Source organism: Bacillus suaedaesalsae (assembly GCF_016890225.1).
In the GTDB taxonomy this organism is placed as follows: domain Bacteria; phylum Bacillota; class Bacilli; order Bacillales; family SA4; genus Bacillus_BS; species Bacillus_BS suaedaesalsae.
The window spans coordinates 1-17,852 of the sequence record NZ_JAFELM010000041.1 but is presented as its reverse complement, the minus strand read 5'-3'; the positions used below and the strand labels follow the sequence as shown (position 1 = coordinate 17,852).

12 protein-coding genes are annotated in these 17,852 nt (G+C 34.0%); 3 read left to right on the top strand and 9 right to left on the bottom strand.

From position 1 onward, the window contains the following. Positions 1–307: 307 nt before the first annotated feature. Entirely contained in the window at positions 308–1,525 is a 1,218-nt protein-coding gene (thrS, locus tag JR050_RS16230) for a threonine--tRNA ligase (RefSeq protein ID WP_204204569.1), read from the top strand. A 39-nt stretch (positions 1,526–1,564) separates the two neighbouring features. On the opposite strand, the gene JR050_RS20395 is transcribed toward thrS, so the two are convergent. After that, on the bottom strand, positions 1,565–1,915 hold the full coding sequence (locus JR050_RS20395; protein ID WP_346726767.1) for a helix-hairpin-helix domain-containing protein: 351 nt from the start codon (positions 1,913–1,915) through the stop codon (positions 1,565–1,567). Positions 1,916–2,409: 494 nt separating this feature from the next. Here JR050_RS20395 and JR050_RS16220 point away from each other — a divergent pair, with 494 nt between their 5' ends. Both JR050_RS16220 and JR050_RS16215 read left to right on the top strand, forming a co-directional pair. Beyond that, positions 2,410–3,609, top strand: coding sequence for an iron-containing alcohol dehydrogenase (locus JR050_RS16220; RefSeq protein WP_204204568.1), 1,200 nt, complete (start codon positions 2,410–2,412; stop codon positions 3,607–3,609). 21 nt (positions 3,610–3,630) lie between these two features. Then, on the top strand, positions 3,631–5,001 hold the full coding sequence (locus tag JR050_RS16215) for an aldehyde dehydrogenase (protein WP_204204567.1): 1,371 nt from the start codon (positions 3,631–3,633) through the stop codon (positions 4,999–5,001). A gap of 62 nt (positions 5,002–5,063) precedes the next feature. Here JR050_RS16215 and JR050_RS16210 read toward each other — a convergent pair whose 3' ends face one another. The 8 genes from JR050_RS16210 to JR050_RS16175 form a co-directional block, all read right to left on the bottom strand. Then, positions 5,064–6,107, bottom strand: coding sequence for a DUF3231 family protein (locus JR050_RS16210; RefSeq protein WP_204204566.1), 1,044 nt, complete (start codon positions 6,105–6,107; stop codon positions 5,064–5,066). A gap of 46 nt (positions 6,108–6,153) precedes the next feature. Then, positions 6,154–7,167 carry a LacI family DNA-binding transcriptional regulator gene (locus JR050_RS16205; RefSeq protein ID WP_204204565.1) on the bottom strand — a complete coding sequence of 338 codons (1,014 nt, stop codon included), beginning with the start codon at positions 7,165–7,167 and terminating at the stop codon, positions 6,154–6,156. Positions 7,168–7,180: 13 nt separating this feature from the next. After that, a complete protein-coding gene (locus JR050_RS16200) occupies positions 7,181–8,302 on the bottom strand; it encodes an amidohydrolase family protein (protein WP_204204564.1) in 1,122 nt (373 codons plus the stop codon). Positions 8,303–8,508: 206 nt separating this feature from the next. Continuing rightward, complete coding sequence (locus JR050_RS16195; RefSeq protein ID WP_283244088.1) at positions 8,509–9,801, bottom strand: histidine--tRNA ligase; 1,293 nt, start codon at positions 9,799–9,801, stop codon at positions 8,509–8,511. 580 nt (positions 9,802–10,381) lie between these two features. After that, complete coding sequence (locus JR050_RS16190) at positions 10,382–12,154, bottom strand: methyl-accepting chemotaxis protein (RefSeq protein WP_239454445.1); 1,773 nt, start codon at positions 12,152–12,154, stop codon at positions 10,382–10,384. Between the two features lie 435 nt (positions 12,155–12,589). Further along, positions 12,590–14,629 (bottom strand): TniQ family protein, encoded by a 2,040-nt coding sequence (locus JR050_RS16185; RefSeq protein ID WP_204204563.1) that lies wholly within the window; start codon positions 14,627–14,629, stop codon positions 12,590–12,592. A gap of 241 nt (positions 14,630–14,870) precedes the next feature. Then, the gene (locus tag JR050_RS16180; protein WP_204204562.1) at positions 14,871–16,544 is read right to left on the bottom strand and encodes a TniQ family protein; all 1,674 of its coding nucleotides are present in this window, start codon (positions 16,542–16,544) and stop codon (positions 14,871–14,873) included. A gap of 56 nt (positions 16,545–16,600) precedes the next feature. Beyond that, complete coding sequence (locus JR050_RS16175) at positions 16,601–17,824, bottom strand: IS110 family RNA-guided transposase (RefSeq protein WP_204204561.1); 1,224 nt, start codon at positions 17,822–17,824, stop codon at positions 16,601–16,603. Between the last annotated feature and the right edge of the window lie 28 nt (positions 17,825–17,852).

Genomic DNA, 17,852 nt, shown 5'->3' with positions numbered 1-17,852 from the left:
GTCCCTTGTTACGGACAGAGTGTGGCCTTTTTTATTTTTATATCGTTTGCGTTGATAAGGACATGAATCAATCTCATCTTTCTTTTACAGAGAACGGGGCCACAGGCTGAAAGCCCTGAAGAAAGCAGCTTGATTTACCACCTTGGAGCTATTATGGGGATAATCCATAATCGGGAGACCGTTATCTTTTCACGAAGCGAAGTGTTTTCTCACTTCGGAATTAGGGTGGAACCACGAACCACACTCGTCCCTTAACGATAGGATGAGTGTGGTTTTTTATATTTCTTAAATAGTAGGAGGAATTATAATGTCAATTCAAGCAGAAGCAGAAAAAAGAAATCATCGTAAATTAGGTCAACAATTAGAGTTGTTTTTATCTATGGAAGAAGCACCAGGTATGCCATTTTTCTTACCGAAGGGAATGATCTTCCGCAATGAGCTAGAACAGTTTTGGCGAAATAAACATCAACAGGCAGGTTACCAAGAGATTAAAACTCCTCTCATGATGAAGCAAGAGCTTTGGGAACAATCGGGTCACTTTGAGCACTATCAAGAAAACATGTACTTTTCAAACGTAGATGATCAACAATATGCGATTAAACCAATGAACTGTCCAGGGGCTGTGTTAATTTTCAATAGCAAAAGACGAAGCTATCGTGAGCTTCCAATTCGATATGCTGAGCTTGGTCAAGTACATCGTCATGAGCTATCCGGCTCACTGAATGGATTATTTAGAGTTCGTTCCTTCACTCAAGATGACGCTCACCTCTTTGTACGTGAGGATCAGATTGAAGCTGAAATTGAAAAAGTATTAGACCTTATTCATGAAATTTATTCTGAATTTGGCTTTAGTTATAGTCTTGAACTCTCGAGTCGCCCAGTTAATTTTATGGGGTCTGTAGAGATTTGGAATCAGGCTGAGAAGTCATTACAATCTGTACTTCAGAAAAAGAATGTGGCATATAAACTAAATGAAGGTGACGGTGCATTTTACGGTCCGAAAATAGATTTTCATATTCAAGATTCTCTCGGCAGAAGCTGGCAATGCGGAACTGTCCAACTCGATTTTCAAATGCCTGAAAAGTTTGATTGCTCTTACATCGGTGAAGATAATATGCCACATCAACCAATCATGATTCATCGAGCAATCTATGGCTCCCTTGAAAGATTTATAGGTATTCTTATCGAGCATTTTGCTGGTGACTTCCCGCTATGGTTAGCACCAAGCCAAGTGAAGATTCTGCCACTCTCTGATTCACACAATGAATATGCGAACCACGTGAAAGATCAATTAGAAGGTGCGGGATTCCGTGTTGAGGTTGATGAGCGAGTTGAAAAGGTTGGACTAAAAATTAGAGAAGCTGAGCTTCATAAGGTTCCATATATGCTCATTATCGGTGATAAAGAGATGGAGAACGGTTCTGTAGCGGTTCGAAAACGGAAAGAAGGAAATGCTGGATCTATGCATTATTTAGAGTTTTTACATGTGTTAAAGGAAGAACTAGGAAACGTTAGAATTTGGTAGATATCGGAAAATGGCGCATCCCAACTTTGCGCCATTAACTTATTCATTCCAAGCTTTTTTAGGTCGATCCTCAGGATATCCATACTTACTTCTGTAAGCTTTTCTTTCCTCTGTAAAATCCCACCAACTTTTATCACTGTTTGGCTTATTAGCATGGTAAACAATACATCTAAGTCCATCTTCTACACATGGGTCCATCCAAACTCCGTATTTCTTCTCTAGCGCTAGTATTAATTCTTCTCCTCTTTGACCTCGAATTTGTTCAAAATCATAATATCCTAAATCGTTTACAACATTATTAGCTAGTCCTGGCCCAACTGAGGGGATTGCCTGAAAGATAGAAAGTGCGATAATCTCCTTCGCTCGATTCTCTTTGAATCCAATTTGCACGAACTGCTCGATTGTATAATTTTTGATTTGAGATAATTTAATCTTACTTTTCCTAAGTAAGGTTCTTTCTTCCTTTAATAGGCTTAATTTAGGTGTTTTTTCTTTTTTATTTCTTCATTCTTTTCCCCCTGATAGCAAAACTTATCATATTTTTTATATTCTCTTTTACTAATCAAACTCCCTCTAAGATAAAAAAAATGAGCTAACTGCTAAGGCAGTTAACTCAAATGTTCATTAAGGCTTCGCATTGATTGACCAAGCTAATATAAACATCATAGCTGTAAAGATTAATATAAAGGTATTTAAACCGAGTCCCCACCACGCATACATTCTTGAATGTTTTCGAGTAAATAGCCAGATGATTTAGGCTATGCACATTCCACGTTTTATTTTCTGTGAATTCTTACTATTTATTAATTTAACACTATGAAAGGTGCTTATTTTACTATAGATTAAATATAATAGAATAATTTTACAAAAAGTGAGGGAAATGTATGTACAAGTTGTATTGTCGTACTTACCAAGGTGCTTTCAAGATCACTTCTCGGTTTCTACCTTGGCGTCATCCTGAATTACTAGTAGGAGAAAACAGTCTCCAACAATTACCTGGGCTTATTCGCACTAAAGGAATAACTAGTGTGTTAATCGTTACAGACAAAGGAATTACTACTCTTGGATTAATGAACGGACTGCTAGAAGGCTTAAAAAAGGAAAACATTGATTATTTTATTTATGATAAAACTGTACCAAATCCAACGATTGATAACATCGAAGAAGCACTAAAGTTATACAACGAGTACAAATGTAATGGAATAGTTGCCTTCGGTGGTGGCTCACCGATGGATTGTGCAAAAGGTGTTGGCGCACGTGTGGCAAAACCAAACAAAACAATTAGGCAAATGAAGGGCGTACTAAAGATAAGAAATGAGATTCCTCCGTTATTTGCCGTTCCGACAACCGCAGGTACAGGGAGTGAAGCTACCTTGGCTGCGGTTATTTCTAACAGCCAAACACATGAGAAATATACTGTGAATGACATGTCACTCATTCCACATTATGCAGTGTTAGATCCACTGCTGACTGTTGGCTTACCATCTCATATTACATCGACAACAGGTATTGATGCATTGACACATGCTGTTGAAGCTTACATAGGGAGAAGTAATACCGAAGCGACAAAACAATTAAGCCGTGAAGCTGTAACGTTAATCTTTGATAACATTTATGAAGCCTATTCAAATGGAGAAAACATTGAAGCAAGAACGAATATGCAAAATGCAGCATATAAAGCTGGAGTTGCTTTTACCAGGGCTTATGTTGGCTATGTACATGCTATCGCTCATACGTTAGGTGGTTTTTATTCTGTTCCTCACGGCTTAGCAAATGCAATTATCTTACCTTATGTGTTAGATTATTATGGAGAGTCAGTACATAAACCGTTAGCTGAGCTTGCGGATCTCGTTGGCATCGGTAAAGGATTAGAAACAGAGGAACAAAAAGCACAAGCATTTATTGAAGCGGTTCGAAAGCTAAATGCTAGCATGAACATTCCAAGCAAGGTAAGTGGAATTGTAGATCGTGACATTCCAACGATGGTGGAACGTGCTCTAAAGGAAGCGAATCCACTTTATCCAGTTCCTAAAATCCTTTCTAAAGATGATCTATTCAAGCTTTATGACATGATAAAAGAGTAATGACAAAAAGGAGGGGTTCCTTTGGAAAACTACAATGCACTTATTTCAAAGCAAAAGTCCTATTTTCTCACAGGTAAAACAAAGGAAGTTCAATTCCGTATCGACTCGCTCGAAAAATTGCGTGCAGCGATCCGAAATTATGAAAAAGAGTTACTAACTGCACTTAAAGCAGATTTAAATAAATCTGAGTTTGATGCGTATACAACTGAAGTTGGCGTTTTACTTGAAGAGATTCGTTTTACTCTAAGTAATCTACGCTCTTGGGTGAATCCTGAAAAAGTTAAAACACCCGTCACCCACGTCGGATCTACTAGTTACGTTTATCCGGAGCCTTATGGAGTTGCCCTCATTATTTCACCTTGGAACTATCCGTTTCAATTGGCAATTGCTCCGTTAATTGGTGCAATCGCTGCAGGAAATTGCGCCATTATTAAGCCGTCTGAGTTAACTCCAAAAACATCAGAAGTATTAGCAAAATTAATAAAAGAAATTTTCCCCGAAGAATATATAACAGTGGCTATTGGTGGAGTTGAGGTAAGTACTGCCCTATTAAGTGAACACGTAGATTATATTTTCTTTACAGGTAGTGTTCCTGTTGGAAGAGTCGTAATGGAAGCTGCTTCTAAAAATTTAACTCCTGTTACGTTAGAGCTTGGTGGCAAAAGCCCCTGTATTGTCCATGAGGATGCACACCTAAAGATCGCCGCTAAACGGATTGCATGGGGTAAGTTTACAAATGCTGGCCAAACTTGTGTTGCACCAGATTATTTGTATGTTCATACCTCTGTTAAGGATCAGTTTTTAACACATTTCAAAGAAGCGATTACAGAATTATACGGCCATGAACCGTTACAAAACTCAAATTTCACTCGCATCGTTAGTGAACGACATTTCAACAGATTAACGTCGTTTTTAAACGATGGCAAGATCTATTTGGGCGGTAACCAAAATCCAGATAAACTGTTAATTGAACCTACTGTTCTTACAAATATTTCTTGGGAAGATTCTATCATGGCTGACGAAATTTTCGGTCCGATTCTTCCTGTTATGGAGTATAATGACATAACAGATGTGATTAAAGGTATTCATAAACACCCAAATCCACTAGCCCTTTATGTATTTACAGAAAGTGCAGAAATTGAAAAGAAAGTGTTACACAACGTTTCGTTCGGTGGAGGCTGTATAAACGATACATTGTATCATCTTGCTTCACCCTACTTGCCATTTGGCGGAGTAGGAAATAGCGGAATGGGTGCTTACCATGGAAAGGGTAGCTTCGACACATTCTCTCATAAGAAAGCTGTCCTTAAGCAAACAACAATGTTTGATATACCGTTTAGATATCCAAATGCCAAAAATGCGTTAAAAAGAATAAAGATGTTTTTAAAATAGGAAAAGGAGCCTGTGGGGCTCCTTTTCGCTTCTTACAATATAAAATTTCTACTCATTTTATTTTAATGCTTAGCTAAATCTTTACGGTCAGCTGCTTTAGGAGGTTGCTCGAACCAGCCCTCACTTATCATAAGATTTGCAGCATCTTCCACGAAACGTCCGACATCTGTTATAAATCTGCCATACATCATCCCTATGTCACGTCTACCATTAAGGGACAGTGCACTTGCATAAGTTCTAATTTTCATATTGAACATATCAACCTTATGGAAAAGGATCAACTTATCAGAAAATGGTGAAACGGTTGTTGCCTCAATTAAATCATCCAATAAAGGAGGTGATGGTAAATCTTCATTGTGCAATTTCTCTGCACAAGATTCGAAGTGATTCCTTGCAATTTCCTTCCCACGGAGCATAATCTCTCTAACTGATTCCTTTTTTGCTACTTGGCTAAATGCAATTAATAATCCTTTACTTGTTGCATTATTCTCTAAATTATCATGTAGATGTGAAACTTCAAGCGCATGAAGCGACCTAACATTTCTAAAAAATCCATTCAAGTAATTCTGCTTTTTAATAAAGTCAACCTTGTCTGGAATAGGAATAAGTGGTGGCTTATTAAGTATTCCCTTCTTACTCATTAGTTCATTTAGCGTATTAAGTAAGTCTGTTGTATATTTATTACATTTTAATATAAAATCCCTTACATCTTTCCGTATCATCAGAGGAATTGCTGTTGAATATAAGCTAAGACCAGCTTTTGCTGCATATTTTAAATAATGTAAATAAAACTCATCTGCCACTAATCGAGGGGCACCTAGGTTTACATCTTTCTCTGTAAAACCTATAGGGATTGGTATCTGTTCTTTTTCAAAAATAGCTGCTACTCCTTTTGTAAAGCCTTTTGCCAGTTCAAGTGAATCTTCTAATATTGCTTTTGTGTCTGTGTCATCCACATGTTGTAAGAAGTAGCTAAGCACACAGATAGACATACTATTTCCCATAAAGACTGCCCAGAGTTTCCCCATTTCGGCTGAAGTAATTTTTTCCTTTGCTGGGTCGAAATTATTTGAATCATCATTCTCGGTTGGTTTAATGATTTTCATATACTAAATTCCCCTTAGACATGGTTTTCTTTAGTATTTCTTACCCTTAATAATCTATTCTTTTTACACTCTCTCTTTTTAATAACCGTGGTACAATGCTCACACTCTTTCCTTGTCTACCTTCAATAAGTTCAAGTAATGCATGTGCTGCTTTACCTCCAATTTCTTTGTATTGTATTTGTATAGTTGTTAGCGGTGGATTATAAAATTGAGAAAGCCTGTGTCCGTCATAGCCAACGATAGAAATATCTTGAGGTACAGCAATATTACGTTTAGATAAATTTGATATGGCCCCCATTGCCATTACATCATTTGCAAAAAATATTGCCGTTATTTCCGGATTTCGCTGTAGTAATTCAGTTGACGCTTCAGCTCCCCCTTCTCCTTTATAATTACTTTCCATTACATACTCCTGGTTATAAGGAATTCCATGTTTCTCAAGCGCTTTTTTATATCCTTGAAATCTTAAGTTAGATATGTGGATAAAGCCGAGACCATTTATAAATCCAATATGTTTATGTCCCGATAAAATAAGGTGTTCAGTAGCGAGCTCCCCACCTAATATTTCGTCTGTATTAATGCTAGAACAATGAGGTGCCTCTATTTCTTCTTCTAGCACAACGACTGGTGTTTTTATTTTTAATACATCATCAAAAATAGGATGACCCTTTAAGAAACCGGGAAAGATTATACATCCTTCGAAGTTTCTCTTTTGAATAAATTGTTGCAACTCACCACTATGATAATTCACTCTTGATATTGTTTGAATCATCGTATCTTTTCCCGCTTCATTTAACACCTGATTAATATAAGGTAAATGATGTAGAAAGGCAGGCTCTACTTCATAATCGTCACCGTGTAGAATGAGTCCAATTACATTACTTCGTTTTCTGACTAATTCCTTTGCTCCCTCATTCGGAACATACCGTAATTCATCTACAGCTTTTAAAACTTTTTGCCTCGCCTTCTCACTTACTCCATATTGGTTATTTAAAGCTCTTGATACAGTGCTGACAGATAAGTTACAATGCTTCGCAAGATCAATAATAGATATCCCCATTCTCTTCCTCCGGTTACTCTAGTTTTACTGCCTTTTCTTCTAGTTCAAAAATGAGTTCATTTGCTTCCCGTTTGTTAACTTGTACTTCACCTTTCTCTTTTACTAGAACTGATAATTCCTGTATCTTATTGATTTGGGTTTCAGTTGGTTGTTGATTCTCAATTAATTTCTCAGCATTTTGATAAGACATTTTACATGCAGTTTCCGGTTCAAGTAAATGAATCGTTTCATAAATCGCCGTTGCTGCCTTACTATAGGTCATTCCGTATCCACCATCTGTTCCAAACAAAAACTGATCAGGATATTGTTCAATGACAGGAATATAATCCTCAATCCCGTAGCTGCCCTTTTCCGAAGCTTGAAGGGTGTATCCAGCAAAAAAATCGATATATAAATTTTTATGCTTCTTCAACAACTCCCCAATTGCTTTCGGAGTATTTTCTACATTGGCATGCCCAAAAATAAACGCTGTATTTGGGTAATCATTCAACGCTTTTTCAAGAACACGAATTGGATGTCCATCTGGTGGATCAATATGTAATAAAACGGGTGCACCATATTCTGCAGCTAACTCATAAATTTGTGGAAGCCTTTTATCTAAAGGGTGTCTTCCTTTCCATTTCACTGAAGATAGAACAGGTGAATACGTACTAGCTGCTGCTAACTCCCCTATACCTAAAAATCCTCGTTCCAGTTGTTGTTTTGTATATTCAACACCGGATTCATCTGTAATATTCACTCCTGCAAAAAAGGGCAGAATATCTTGAGGTAGTCTTTTGTATGCCAAAAATGATTGTTCATCTGTTCCAATTGCTGACGGTTCTGACACGTTTCCAAACACAAAGGTCTCGTCAATATTAAAGGACTTCCATTCGTCGACCGATACAACAGCCGATGGCCCGCCATGATTATGTACATCTACTACCTTTAAATCTTTGTATCTATTTTTTAATGACATATCTGAAGCATCAACTAGTCGCATTGAATTAACTTCCTCTATACAATTTGTATCTACTGTATAAGTTGGTGCTGGAATAGCTATTAAGCCACCATTATTTAAACCGTAAGTAAAAGCTCCAATTGATACAAACATTATCGTGATAAACAGAATGATAACTATCTTTTTATTTTTCATTATCAATACTCCTCCTCGCCTTCGGGAACGTTTCCTATTATCTGAAAATTTAACATATAATCCCTTTTTTTGTCAATTTCATTTCATAATCAGCTTACCGACTTGTCAGCAATGGCAACGATTTAAAAAATAAAGTTATCCTATTAAACAACAGGATAACTTTTATAAGTTAGTAATTTTTAATTGTTATATAAAATGATTCCAGGCTATTTTGCATTACTATATTTAAATTCTTCCAATCTCTCCTCCCCCGTAACCATATCTTTGATTTTGTATTGCTTGTTGACTACCTCATCTTCACCAATAATTACAACTTTCTTTATCTTCTCTTTATTTGCTTTGTCCAATGCCTTCCCTAGTCTTTTATTCCCCATTTCAAGCTCTACTTTATATCCCTTGCTTCTTAAATCTTGGGCAACGACTAATGATTCCCTAAGAGTATTGAGTGGAATAATGTAAAAATCTAGATCTGAGTCATTAAAATCTTCACTTTTCGCACTGCACATTGCTGTATAAATCACATCTAATCCAAATGAAATTCCCACTGTTGAATAAGGTGTATTAGAACCGATTAAGCCTCCAATCGCATTATCATAGCGTCCCCCGCTTCCAATACTAGACGTAATACTTCGATTCGCTAAAAAGATTTCATAAATCGTTCCAGTATATATCTCTAATCCTCTCGCTAAAAATGGATTGAATAGGCACTGACTTTTTATACCCAAAAGTTGTAAGTACGAATCTAACTCTTTAAGCTCTTCAAGTCCTTCTTTCACTTGAGTGTTTTGATCATAATACGCATTAAAGTACTCATACCTAGAATTGTTAGAGTCCGTTAAAAAATTTTTTATATTCTCTACAGTTTCTTGTTCTAACCCTTGTTCTGAGAGCTCTTTAGCCACAGTATCGAGCCCAACTTTTTCAAGCTTATCTAGAATTAGTACAACTTTATTCAGCTTCTCCGCAGGTGTTTGAAACACCTCCAGCATTCCTGCTAATAGTTTTCGGTTGTTATATTGAATGACAATTTGAAGATTAAGTTTTGAAAAGGCATCTAGCGCCATCACCATTAGCTCCGCTTCCGCTACTTGTGAATCCACGCCTACAATATCTACATCACATTGTGTGAATTCTCGGAATCGACCTGTTTTAATTGGTCCATCTCTAAACACCTTACCCATTTCGTATCGCTTAAACGGCATTCGAATGGTCGGATTCATTGCTACCACCTTCGCAAATGGAATCGTAAGGTCATATCTCAATGCCAAATCCCGCTCACCACGATCGGTCAACGTATACATCTCCTGTAATATTTCAGCGCCACCTCCATATTTGGAAGCCATCAATTCCGTGTAGTTTATAATCGGGGTCTCCAGTGGCTTACAGCCAAATTGAATAAACACATCTTCTAGCTTTCTACGTATCTCTCTTCGAACTACCTCTGCTTCTGGTAAATAATCCTGTGTTCCTCTAACATTTTGATAATCCATCTTCTTCATCTTTGTTTCCTCCTGTTTTAAAAAAAATAAAAAACCGCTCTAGATTGAGTTCGATAAACTTAATCCATGCGGTTTCATGAGAAATAGCCTTCCTATTTACGATTTTTTCAAAAATCGGATAGCAAGACTACTTGATATGATGATGTAATTGTGACAAGGAAAGGTACGTAATTGAATCCATGTTTTTCGTCACCTCTGATTTTTATATACTTTAGCATAGTATGGAAAATGCCTCAAATTCTTTTTTATTTCGAAGTAACATTTGCCAAATTAGCTACTATAAATTTAGTTGAATAAAATTGGAATCAATAAATGGTTGGGACATATTTTAGTAGATGACGATGATAAAGAGATCGTTCAATTAATTATATTTTTTCTCCAGAACGAAGGATATATTGTACATAAAGCATATTACGGGAAGGAAGACCTTACCTGAAGCACGATGGTATTAAAACTTTATACACTAAACGAGGCTGAATACTGTATAGTTTCTTCTATCTCACGGGAGGAAATTGTTAGTAAGAAAAAATAAAAAGGAGTTGCATCGCAACTCCTCGATCAAACTATTAATTTCCTTTGTCTAATTCTTCGTTATAGAATCACACGTACTTCCATCTTGTTTATTGTTTCTTTCATTTTCAACGTTACCAATTTTAAATTGGGAAGTAATCATAGAAATTGACTTTGCAAGGACATTTAACTTTAAACCGATCTTATCAGTATTTTCCATTTGATTTATTTGTATATCACTAATGGATAGCATTTCTTCTGCACTTGAGAGAGTTTCCTGAGATACAGTAGAGAAGCTATTGGCACCATACTCAAGTTGCGGCAATGTATCCCCAATATATTCTAATTCATTTTTAATTGATTTTAAGTTTCCAATTACCGTAGCAATTTCTTTCATGAGTTCATCAAATGTTACTTTTGAATCATTTGCCAGCGTTAAATTTGATTTTATTTTACCATGCATTTGATCAAATTCTTCTGTTGCACCTAATGTTAAATTTCTTAGGTTTATCATTGCTTTTGTAATTTCTTCCGTTGTTTTCGCAGATTTATTTGCAAGATTTCCTACTTCTTTTGCTACTACCGCAAATCCCTTCCCCGCTTCCCCAGCACGAGCTGCTTCAATAGATGCATTTAAAGCTAATAGTTTTGTTTGTTCTGCGATGCTTCTGACCATTCCAACAAGGTTTGTAATCGAAAAGGAGTATTCTTTAACCTGGTGAATTGTATTAGCAAGGTGTTCAAAATCCTTTTCAAAAAGATGTATGGTTGAGATTAGCTCTTCATTATTCTTTTCTCCACTCTCGGCAGTTTCACTCATTTTAGTCGAACTCTGAAAAACATTTTTCATATTCTTTAACATTTCTTCTATCATCTGCTTTAGCGCCTTCGAACTAGTTGCACTCATTTCCGAACTAACTGCAGTCTGTTCTGCGACTGTTTTCACTATATTAATGGCCGAAATCAACTGATGACTGCTTGTAAGTGCACTTTGGGAAGAGTTATTAAGCTGGTCACCAGTCACTTCTAATTCTTTAGTCGTTTCTGTTAATTCATAAATCATTCTCATCATTTGATCAATCATACTATTATAGCTTTTGTGTAATGAACTTAACTCCGGGATAGTTGTATGACAATCTACTGATTTTTGAAGATAACCATCACGAACTTGTTTCATTGTATTCTTTAATTGATTTAGAGGTTTTATTAGTTTTCTTACAAAGAAGTTTGTGAATCCAATAGTTATGAATATACTAATTGTAATAACAATCATTGTAAAATATGCCATTTCACTTACTGATTTCATATACGAATTTGTTGGAATTAGGATAACCATAATTCCTTCAATCTCTTTAATTTCTTTAAATACAACAGTATAGCTTGTGCCCTTTATCGTTTCATGTAAAATTCCATTTTGTGTTTTCAAGATTTGATTGACTATCCCATTATCGATGTTAATATCAGTTTTTTCACTAACCTGAAATGGTATGACCTTAGAATTCCTAATATAGAAAAAATCTGTAGTGATTTCTTCTTTTTTTAGCTTGTTTTGTTGAGACCTGATACTTCCCTCAAGTTGTTTCATGAAATATTCATCATCACTTACATAAACAAACTTTAAATTTTCTGCTATGTAACCTGTTAGTTCAGCTTCTCTTTCTAGTCTATTTTCAATCGACTCCATGGTCATTTCTCTAGCTTTTAAATACGAGCTTGTCCCTACTGAAACAATTGATAGCACAATTAAAGAAACAAATAGTAAATTTAATCTGGTTACTAGTTTCATACTACTGCTGATAGTATCATTCTTTTTTCTTAAACTAATGCTAAACTTTCGACTCATATAAAAAGACCTCCGACCTTAATATGTGACTAACGACCTATATTTAAAATTATACATACCTAATGTGAAGCTCATGTAAATTTTATATGAAGAATTGATATATGAAGAATTGATGTATCATTTTGAGATACATCAAACAAAAAATCAGAAGAAATAATCTACCTGTTTTCTCTTATAAAAAAACCTGAACCAAATTAATGTGAATTACAGTTTTATTTGTCACAAAAAATGGCCAATAATTAATGTATTTATAGTATTAATATGTCACTAATTTCATTATTCTTTGTCACATTTTGTATTCTTTACAATTAAAATTGTCACTTTTTGAAGAGCGCTCTTTTGATTAACTACCCCATATTTCGAAATAATTTCTAATATATAAACACGCTACTGTTAGTTATTAAAAACTAATTTCTTTATGTATTTTTATTTAATTTATCGTAACGAGTCTATATATTCCCTTAATTCAGGGAAATCTGTAAATAGATATCTACCGTAACCCACCTTATTTAAGATAACCTCGTAAGTAGGTATAACTCCTTGTAGTTTCAATTCATTTATTACTTCTCTTATTGGTTCCTTTAGATTAATAATTAATGAATTTCTAATTGATTTATTAGCAACTCTTATTTCTTCCTTCATCCATTTAAAAAAATCCGGGAAACAAATCCTTAATCGTCCCAAATCTCTATCCAAAATTCTACACGCCTCTGCTAATGTTATATTCTCATGTTCAAAAATCCTAAAACTAAGCCATTTTCTAATTCTTTCTTTATACTCTAATTCAATTTCTCTATTCCTTTTAATCTTCTGCAATTCTTTAGCTTCACTAATTATTTTTGTAACCTTGTTTTTTTGCAGAACTGCAACATTGGTATTTAAATTATTTGCAATAACTTTAACGCTTATATCTTTATTCTTTTTTGACAGTTTTTCTATCTCTTCTCTAACTCTCATCTCCCATTTTACTGAAGAGTTTGTTTTGTATTTTTTTTTAATCCCTGAGGAATTTAATAACAAAAATTCTTGTATTTCTCTCATATTTAAATAGAAGAAGAATTCTCTAGAATTCCAATCATATAAAGAAAGGGCATTTTTTCTCATTTCACCTCTTAATTTTACTAGTTCAATAAAGCAACTCTTTAAATTTTTAGGTATTTTTAATTCTTCATTAAATAAGTAATTTCTGGGTAACAAAGATTGGTTTATTAAATATCCAATTGCATACAATAATTTGAATCTTGTTATACCTAAATTACTATTTAATAAGTCGTTGTAAGACAAACCTTGTTTGATTAAGGGTAATATTAAGTTGATAACATCAATGTTTACCCCGACCGTTTGCTTTGTTAATCGTATAGGTTCCCAAATATCGGAATTATAGTTATATCCGTATCGAATATAACAATCAAAACATATTGAGGGTAATGAATATATTCCATTATGAAATTTGAATGCTTGATTTGCTATTGTATCAGATGTTCTTTTCATTTTAGTTTTTGTTAAATATGAACTACACCATGGGGATAAACATGGACCAATTTCCTTATCTTTTTTTTCAGTTATTGAATTTATAAACTCTGTAGGGACATGGATATTGGAGAAATCTTCCAAATCCATATTATATTCGCGCAACAACCAAAATAGTCTTGGAATGCTTATTTTTATTTTACGATCTCCATTTTGAATAAGTCGATTCAATCCCCTTTGATAACTAGCACTTATAATCTTATCTGTGTTATCTACACTTACTGCTAATTCCCCACTAGCTATAATATATAAAAATTTAATCGCTAAGTATTTTTCTATAGAATTCTCTGGCTGAAATTCGTTAATTAAATTTAATCCTGGGTTCAATAAAAGGCTCCAGTTTTTATAATAAAAGTGATGTTCCCTTAATTCATTATCGATTAATATACTTGGCTCTTCTAAAATGTTAACAAGTGATGAGTTACAATAACAACATTTTTGATCAAAAAGATGAGAATCAGAGTATGGTTGTTCTCTGGAGCAATTTAAACAAATTGATTCTAACTTTGTATTATGTATATCACATATTTGAATATCATTAATTTGCCATAATAATTTAAATACTCCATTGTTATTAAGACACTTTCTACAAAACCGTCTTTTCCTTTTCTCAATAGATAAGGAAAGAGATAAAGAACCTGAACTATTAATAGCATCTTTAGTAGAGGAAAAAAACTTATTAAGCACTGGAAAAAAACTCATATTTCTTAAAATAGATTCTTCAATCTGAAGAAGTTCAGCTAGTGTAGTTAAATCAATTTTACTATCAGGATTTGTATCTATTAAATATTGTTGTTTATTACTTAAGATATAATTATTTTCTGTTTTTTTAACATTCAATAATAGCTCTCTTATAGGCATAAAATTATTCGCTGCAACCCTATAAAGAAAACTCGACAATGACTCATCTATATAGGGCTTAGGTCTGACTGTCAACTTATCCATAGCTCACCTTTTTAGGACTATTAATATATATTTTTCTACTGGATTTAGCTTGTTGCATTAATTATCTTAGCCTTTAAAACATATATCAGGCAAGGGTTATATTGTTAATATAATATTTTTGAATATGTTAGTTTTGAACTTACATAGGTAATAAATAAATTACTTAAAGGTCATTATTTTTTATAAATAAAAAGAGTTCCTAAAGTGAAACTTTCAGGAACTCTAACTGTAAAACGCTAATTCAATTATAGATTCGCTTTTGTTGACTTAACAATTCTGATATGTATGATGTAATTTCAGGAGCAATTCTCCATAATACTGTTCTCCCTATTCCAATTTTTTTATACAACTCTTTAGAACTTATTTTTTCTTTAGTACTCATAAACATTTCGTCAATTAACGAGTATATTTCGTTTTTCCTAATAAATATCCTTTCTTCCTTTTGTCTTTTTTTCCTTTCCGAAATAATCCGATTGCACCCCCAATTCCTGATTGTTTCAGGAGAAATATTTATTTTTTTACATACAGCACCGACTGTTATATCAATATTATTTAAAAACATTTCATCGAGTAATTTCTCAACCTTATATTTATTAATTTCCAAGTTCATTCTTGGTTTACGTCTTTGCTTACGAGTAATTAAAAATCCAATAACATCTTTATGATACCTATATACAAGATAGTGAAAATAATCGCTAAAACATTCCCATTTTTTAATATTATTAAATTTTCCATTACTCTTTAAAGATTGAATAAAATTATCTTTAATTTCATCATTAATTATTACTTCTTTTTTATATCCATTAATATTAAATTGAATACCTCTAGACATAAAATAGGCTAGAGATCTCTTTAATCTCTCAAGAGATTCATTAATTCTTTGACTAAGTTCACTTAAAGAAATTTCTTTATCAGTTAAATCATTTATGAGATTGTAAATCCTAAAAAAATACGAGCGTTCTATTAGTTCATCCTTTGTATTAAAGGCATACTCACAACAACAATCAGAACATGTTAAGTAGTATCTCAGTTTCTCCCCTTTTCTAATTCTTGTTGAGGTACCTGTCTTTATTAGTGATCCATGGATACCATTACTTTTACACCATGGAGCAAAACAGTATACATTATTAGTTTTTTTCTGTTTATCATTTAAAATGCTATCTTTAAAAAGATCAGGAACATTAATATCTATGAAATCATTGAAATAAATATTGTTATCTTTTAATATTTCTAAAACAAATCCCATATGAAGAGTTCTTTCTACAGCTAAAGTTCCCCTTGCGTGTTGTAAAAGTGTAGGAATTATAGATGGGGATTTCAGTTTGTTCTCCAGTGTCTCTCTTTCAAAGTAATCATTGAACCCACATAAGATATAAATAATCTTAAGCGCCAATTCATTCGGTGATAATATTGAAGATTGGCTAATCTTAAACAATTGTATCCATGTTTCATAAAGCCACTCTTCTCTTTGCAACTCTTCATCAATGATATCATTCATTTCACTAATTTTATCTAAAGAACTGTTACAATAGGGACAAATTCCAATTAATTCGACATCTCTTAATTTTATTAATTTATTACAATCTGGACATTGATTTACTAATTTTATTTTATGTAAGGTACATGCATTTATCTGATTAACTTTCCACTGAATTCTATAATATTTACTTTCTAATATGCATAAAGGACAATAGTGTAGATTATTCCTTATCATACCCGACATAAATCTAGCTCTTTCAACTTTGCTACTTCCACAGAAATGATTAAGTATATTGTAAAATGTACATGTTAAAATCTTATCTTCTGTTATATTCGTTTGAGCTGATAGTTTTTCAACATCTATAATGCTACCATGAAAATTAAATTCTGTAACAACGTAAAAAAGGCAATACTTAAATAGACGCAGCTCATTCATTTTTTTAAAAAAGGGAGAGCGCCGATCTTGAGTTCATTTATAGATAGTTGACTAGTTTAAGATGCTTCAGGTTCTTCAATAGTGACTGTGTAGCCTAAGCTTTCGAGTCTTCGAAGTGAATGTCTTACGATTGATTGCTGTCTCTTTTTATCAAAGTAGTCTTCGCCTAAGTCTACATACATTTCTTTTCGTGTTAAGAGGTAATAAGAAATTCTCAAAATGGCATGAGCGACAACAATTCCTGCTCGTTTCCTGCCTTTTCGCGAGGCTGTACGCCTATACAGTGCTCCAAGGTAATTCTTAGATCCACTTACTGAATGAGCTGCTTCTGTTAATGCTGACCTTAAATATTTGTTTCCTTTCTTAGTTTTAGATGATTTCCTCTTCCCAGCACTTTCATTATGTCCAGGAACCACACCTGACCAGGAACACATGTGACTGGCACTTGGAAATTGCTTCTTCACATCAAATCCAATTTCAGAAAGAATCTGTTCAGCCATTCTTCTGGCGATGCCTGGGATTGAATCTAATCTTTCAATATCTTCTTGGTAGGATTGCATTCTTTCTTGTACCTCTGAATCTAGCATCTCAATTTGTTCAGTTAGGAAATCAATGTGCTTTAAAATGGTTCTCAGCATAAGTCTTTGATGAGAATGGATATATCCTTTAAGTGCTAATTCTAGCTCTTCTTTCTTCTTTTTCATTGATCGGCGAGCGAAACTGGCTAGTATTTCAGGGTTATCTTCTCCATCGGCAATCGCATTAAGCATGTCTCTAGCTGAAACTCCCATAATATCTGATACAACAGATCCTAACTTAATATTCGCACCTTCTAATACCTTTTGAATACGATTATGCTGCCTTGCACGTTCTTCAATAATGCTTCTTCGATAACGAACAAGCTCGCGTAATTCACGTTGATTCCTGTCAGGTATATAGCTAGCTTTAATTAGTCCATGACGGAGAAGTTTGGCAATCCATTCTGCATCTTTTACATCTGTTTTACGTCCTGGAACAGCCTTCATATGTTGTGCATTTACTACTAAAAATTCAATCTCCTCATATTCTAGTAAGTTCACAATAGGCTTCCAGTAAACACTTGTGCTTTCCATAGCAGCATGCGTACAATTGTGCTGTTTGATCCAGTCAACCAGTTGGATCAAAAACACAGTCTTAGTAGAAAAAGTTTTAATCTCCTTTCCTTCTGGAGTGATGATACATGCGGTGATGTTGTCCTTATGGACATCCATTCCACACGCTCTTTCAATGATTACATCCATTGAAATACATCCTTTCTACGGCGATAAT

What these genes read in the sequence shown, in the direction of transcription:
- JR050_RS16205 (WP_204204565.1), bottom strand. Translation starts at nt 7,167, where the DNA reads ATGGGGATATCTATTATTGATCTTGCGAAGCATTGTAACTTATCTGTC.
- JR050_RS16200 (WP_204204564.1), bottom strand. Translation starts at nt 8,302, where the DNA reads ATGAAAAATAAAAAGATAGTTATCATTCTGTTTATCACGATAATGTTT.
- JR050_RS16180 (WP_204204562.1), bottom strand. Translation starts at nt 16,544, where the DNA reads ATGAATGAGCTGCGTCTATTTAAGTATTGCCTTTTTTACGTTGTTACA.
- thrS (WP_204204569.1), top strand. Translation starts at nt 308, where the DNA reads ATGTCAATTCAAGCAGAAGCAGAAAAAAGAAATCATCGTAAATTAGGT.
- JR050_RS16210 (WP_204204566.1), bottom strand. Translation starts at nt 6,107, where the DNA reads ATGAAAATCATTAAACCAACCGAGAATGATGATTCAAATAATTTCGAC.
- JR050_RS16190 (WP_239454445.1), bottom strand. Translation starts at nt 12,154, where the DNA reads ATGAGTCGAAAGTTTAGCATTAGTTTAAGAAAAAAGAATGATACTATC.
- JR050_RS16175 (WP_204204561.1), bottom strand. Translation starts at nt 17,824, where the DNA reads ATGGATGTAATCATTGAAAGAGCGTGTGGAATGGATGTCCATAAGGAC.
- JR050_RS16195 (WP_283244088.1), bottom strand. Translation starts at nt 9,801, where the DNA reads ATGAAGAAGATGGATTATCAAAATGTTAGAGGAACACAGGATTATTTA.
- JR050_RS16220 (WP_204204568.1), top strand. Translation starts at nt 2,410, where the DNA reads ATGTACAAGTTGTATTGTCGTACTTACCAAGGTGCTTTCAAGATCACT.
- JR050_RS16185 (WP_204204563.1), bottom strand. Translation starts at nt 14,629, where the DNA reads ATGGATAAGTTGACAGTCAGACCTAAGCCCTATATAGATGAGTCATTG.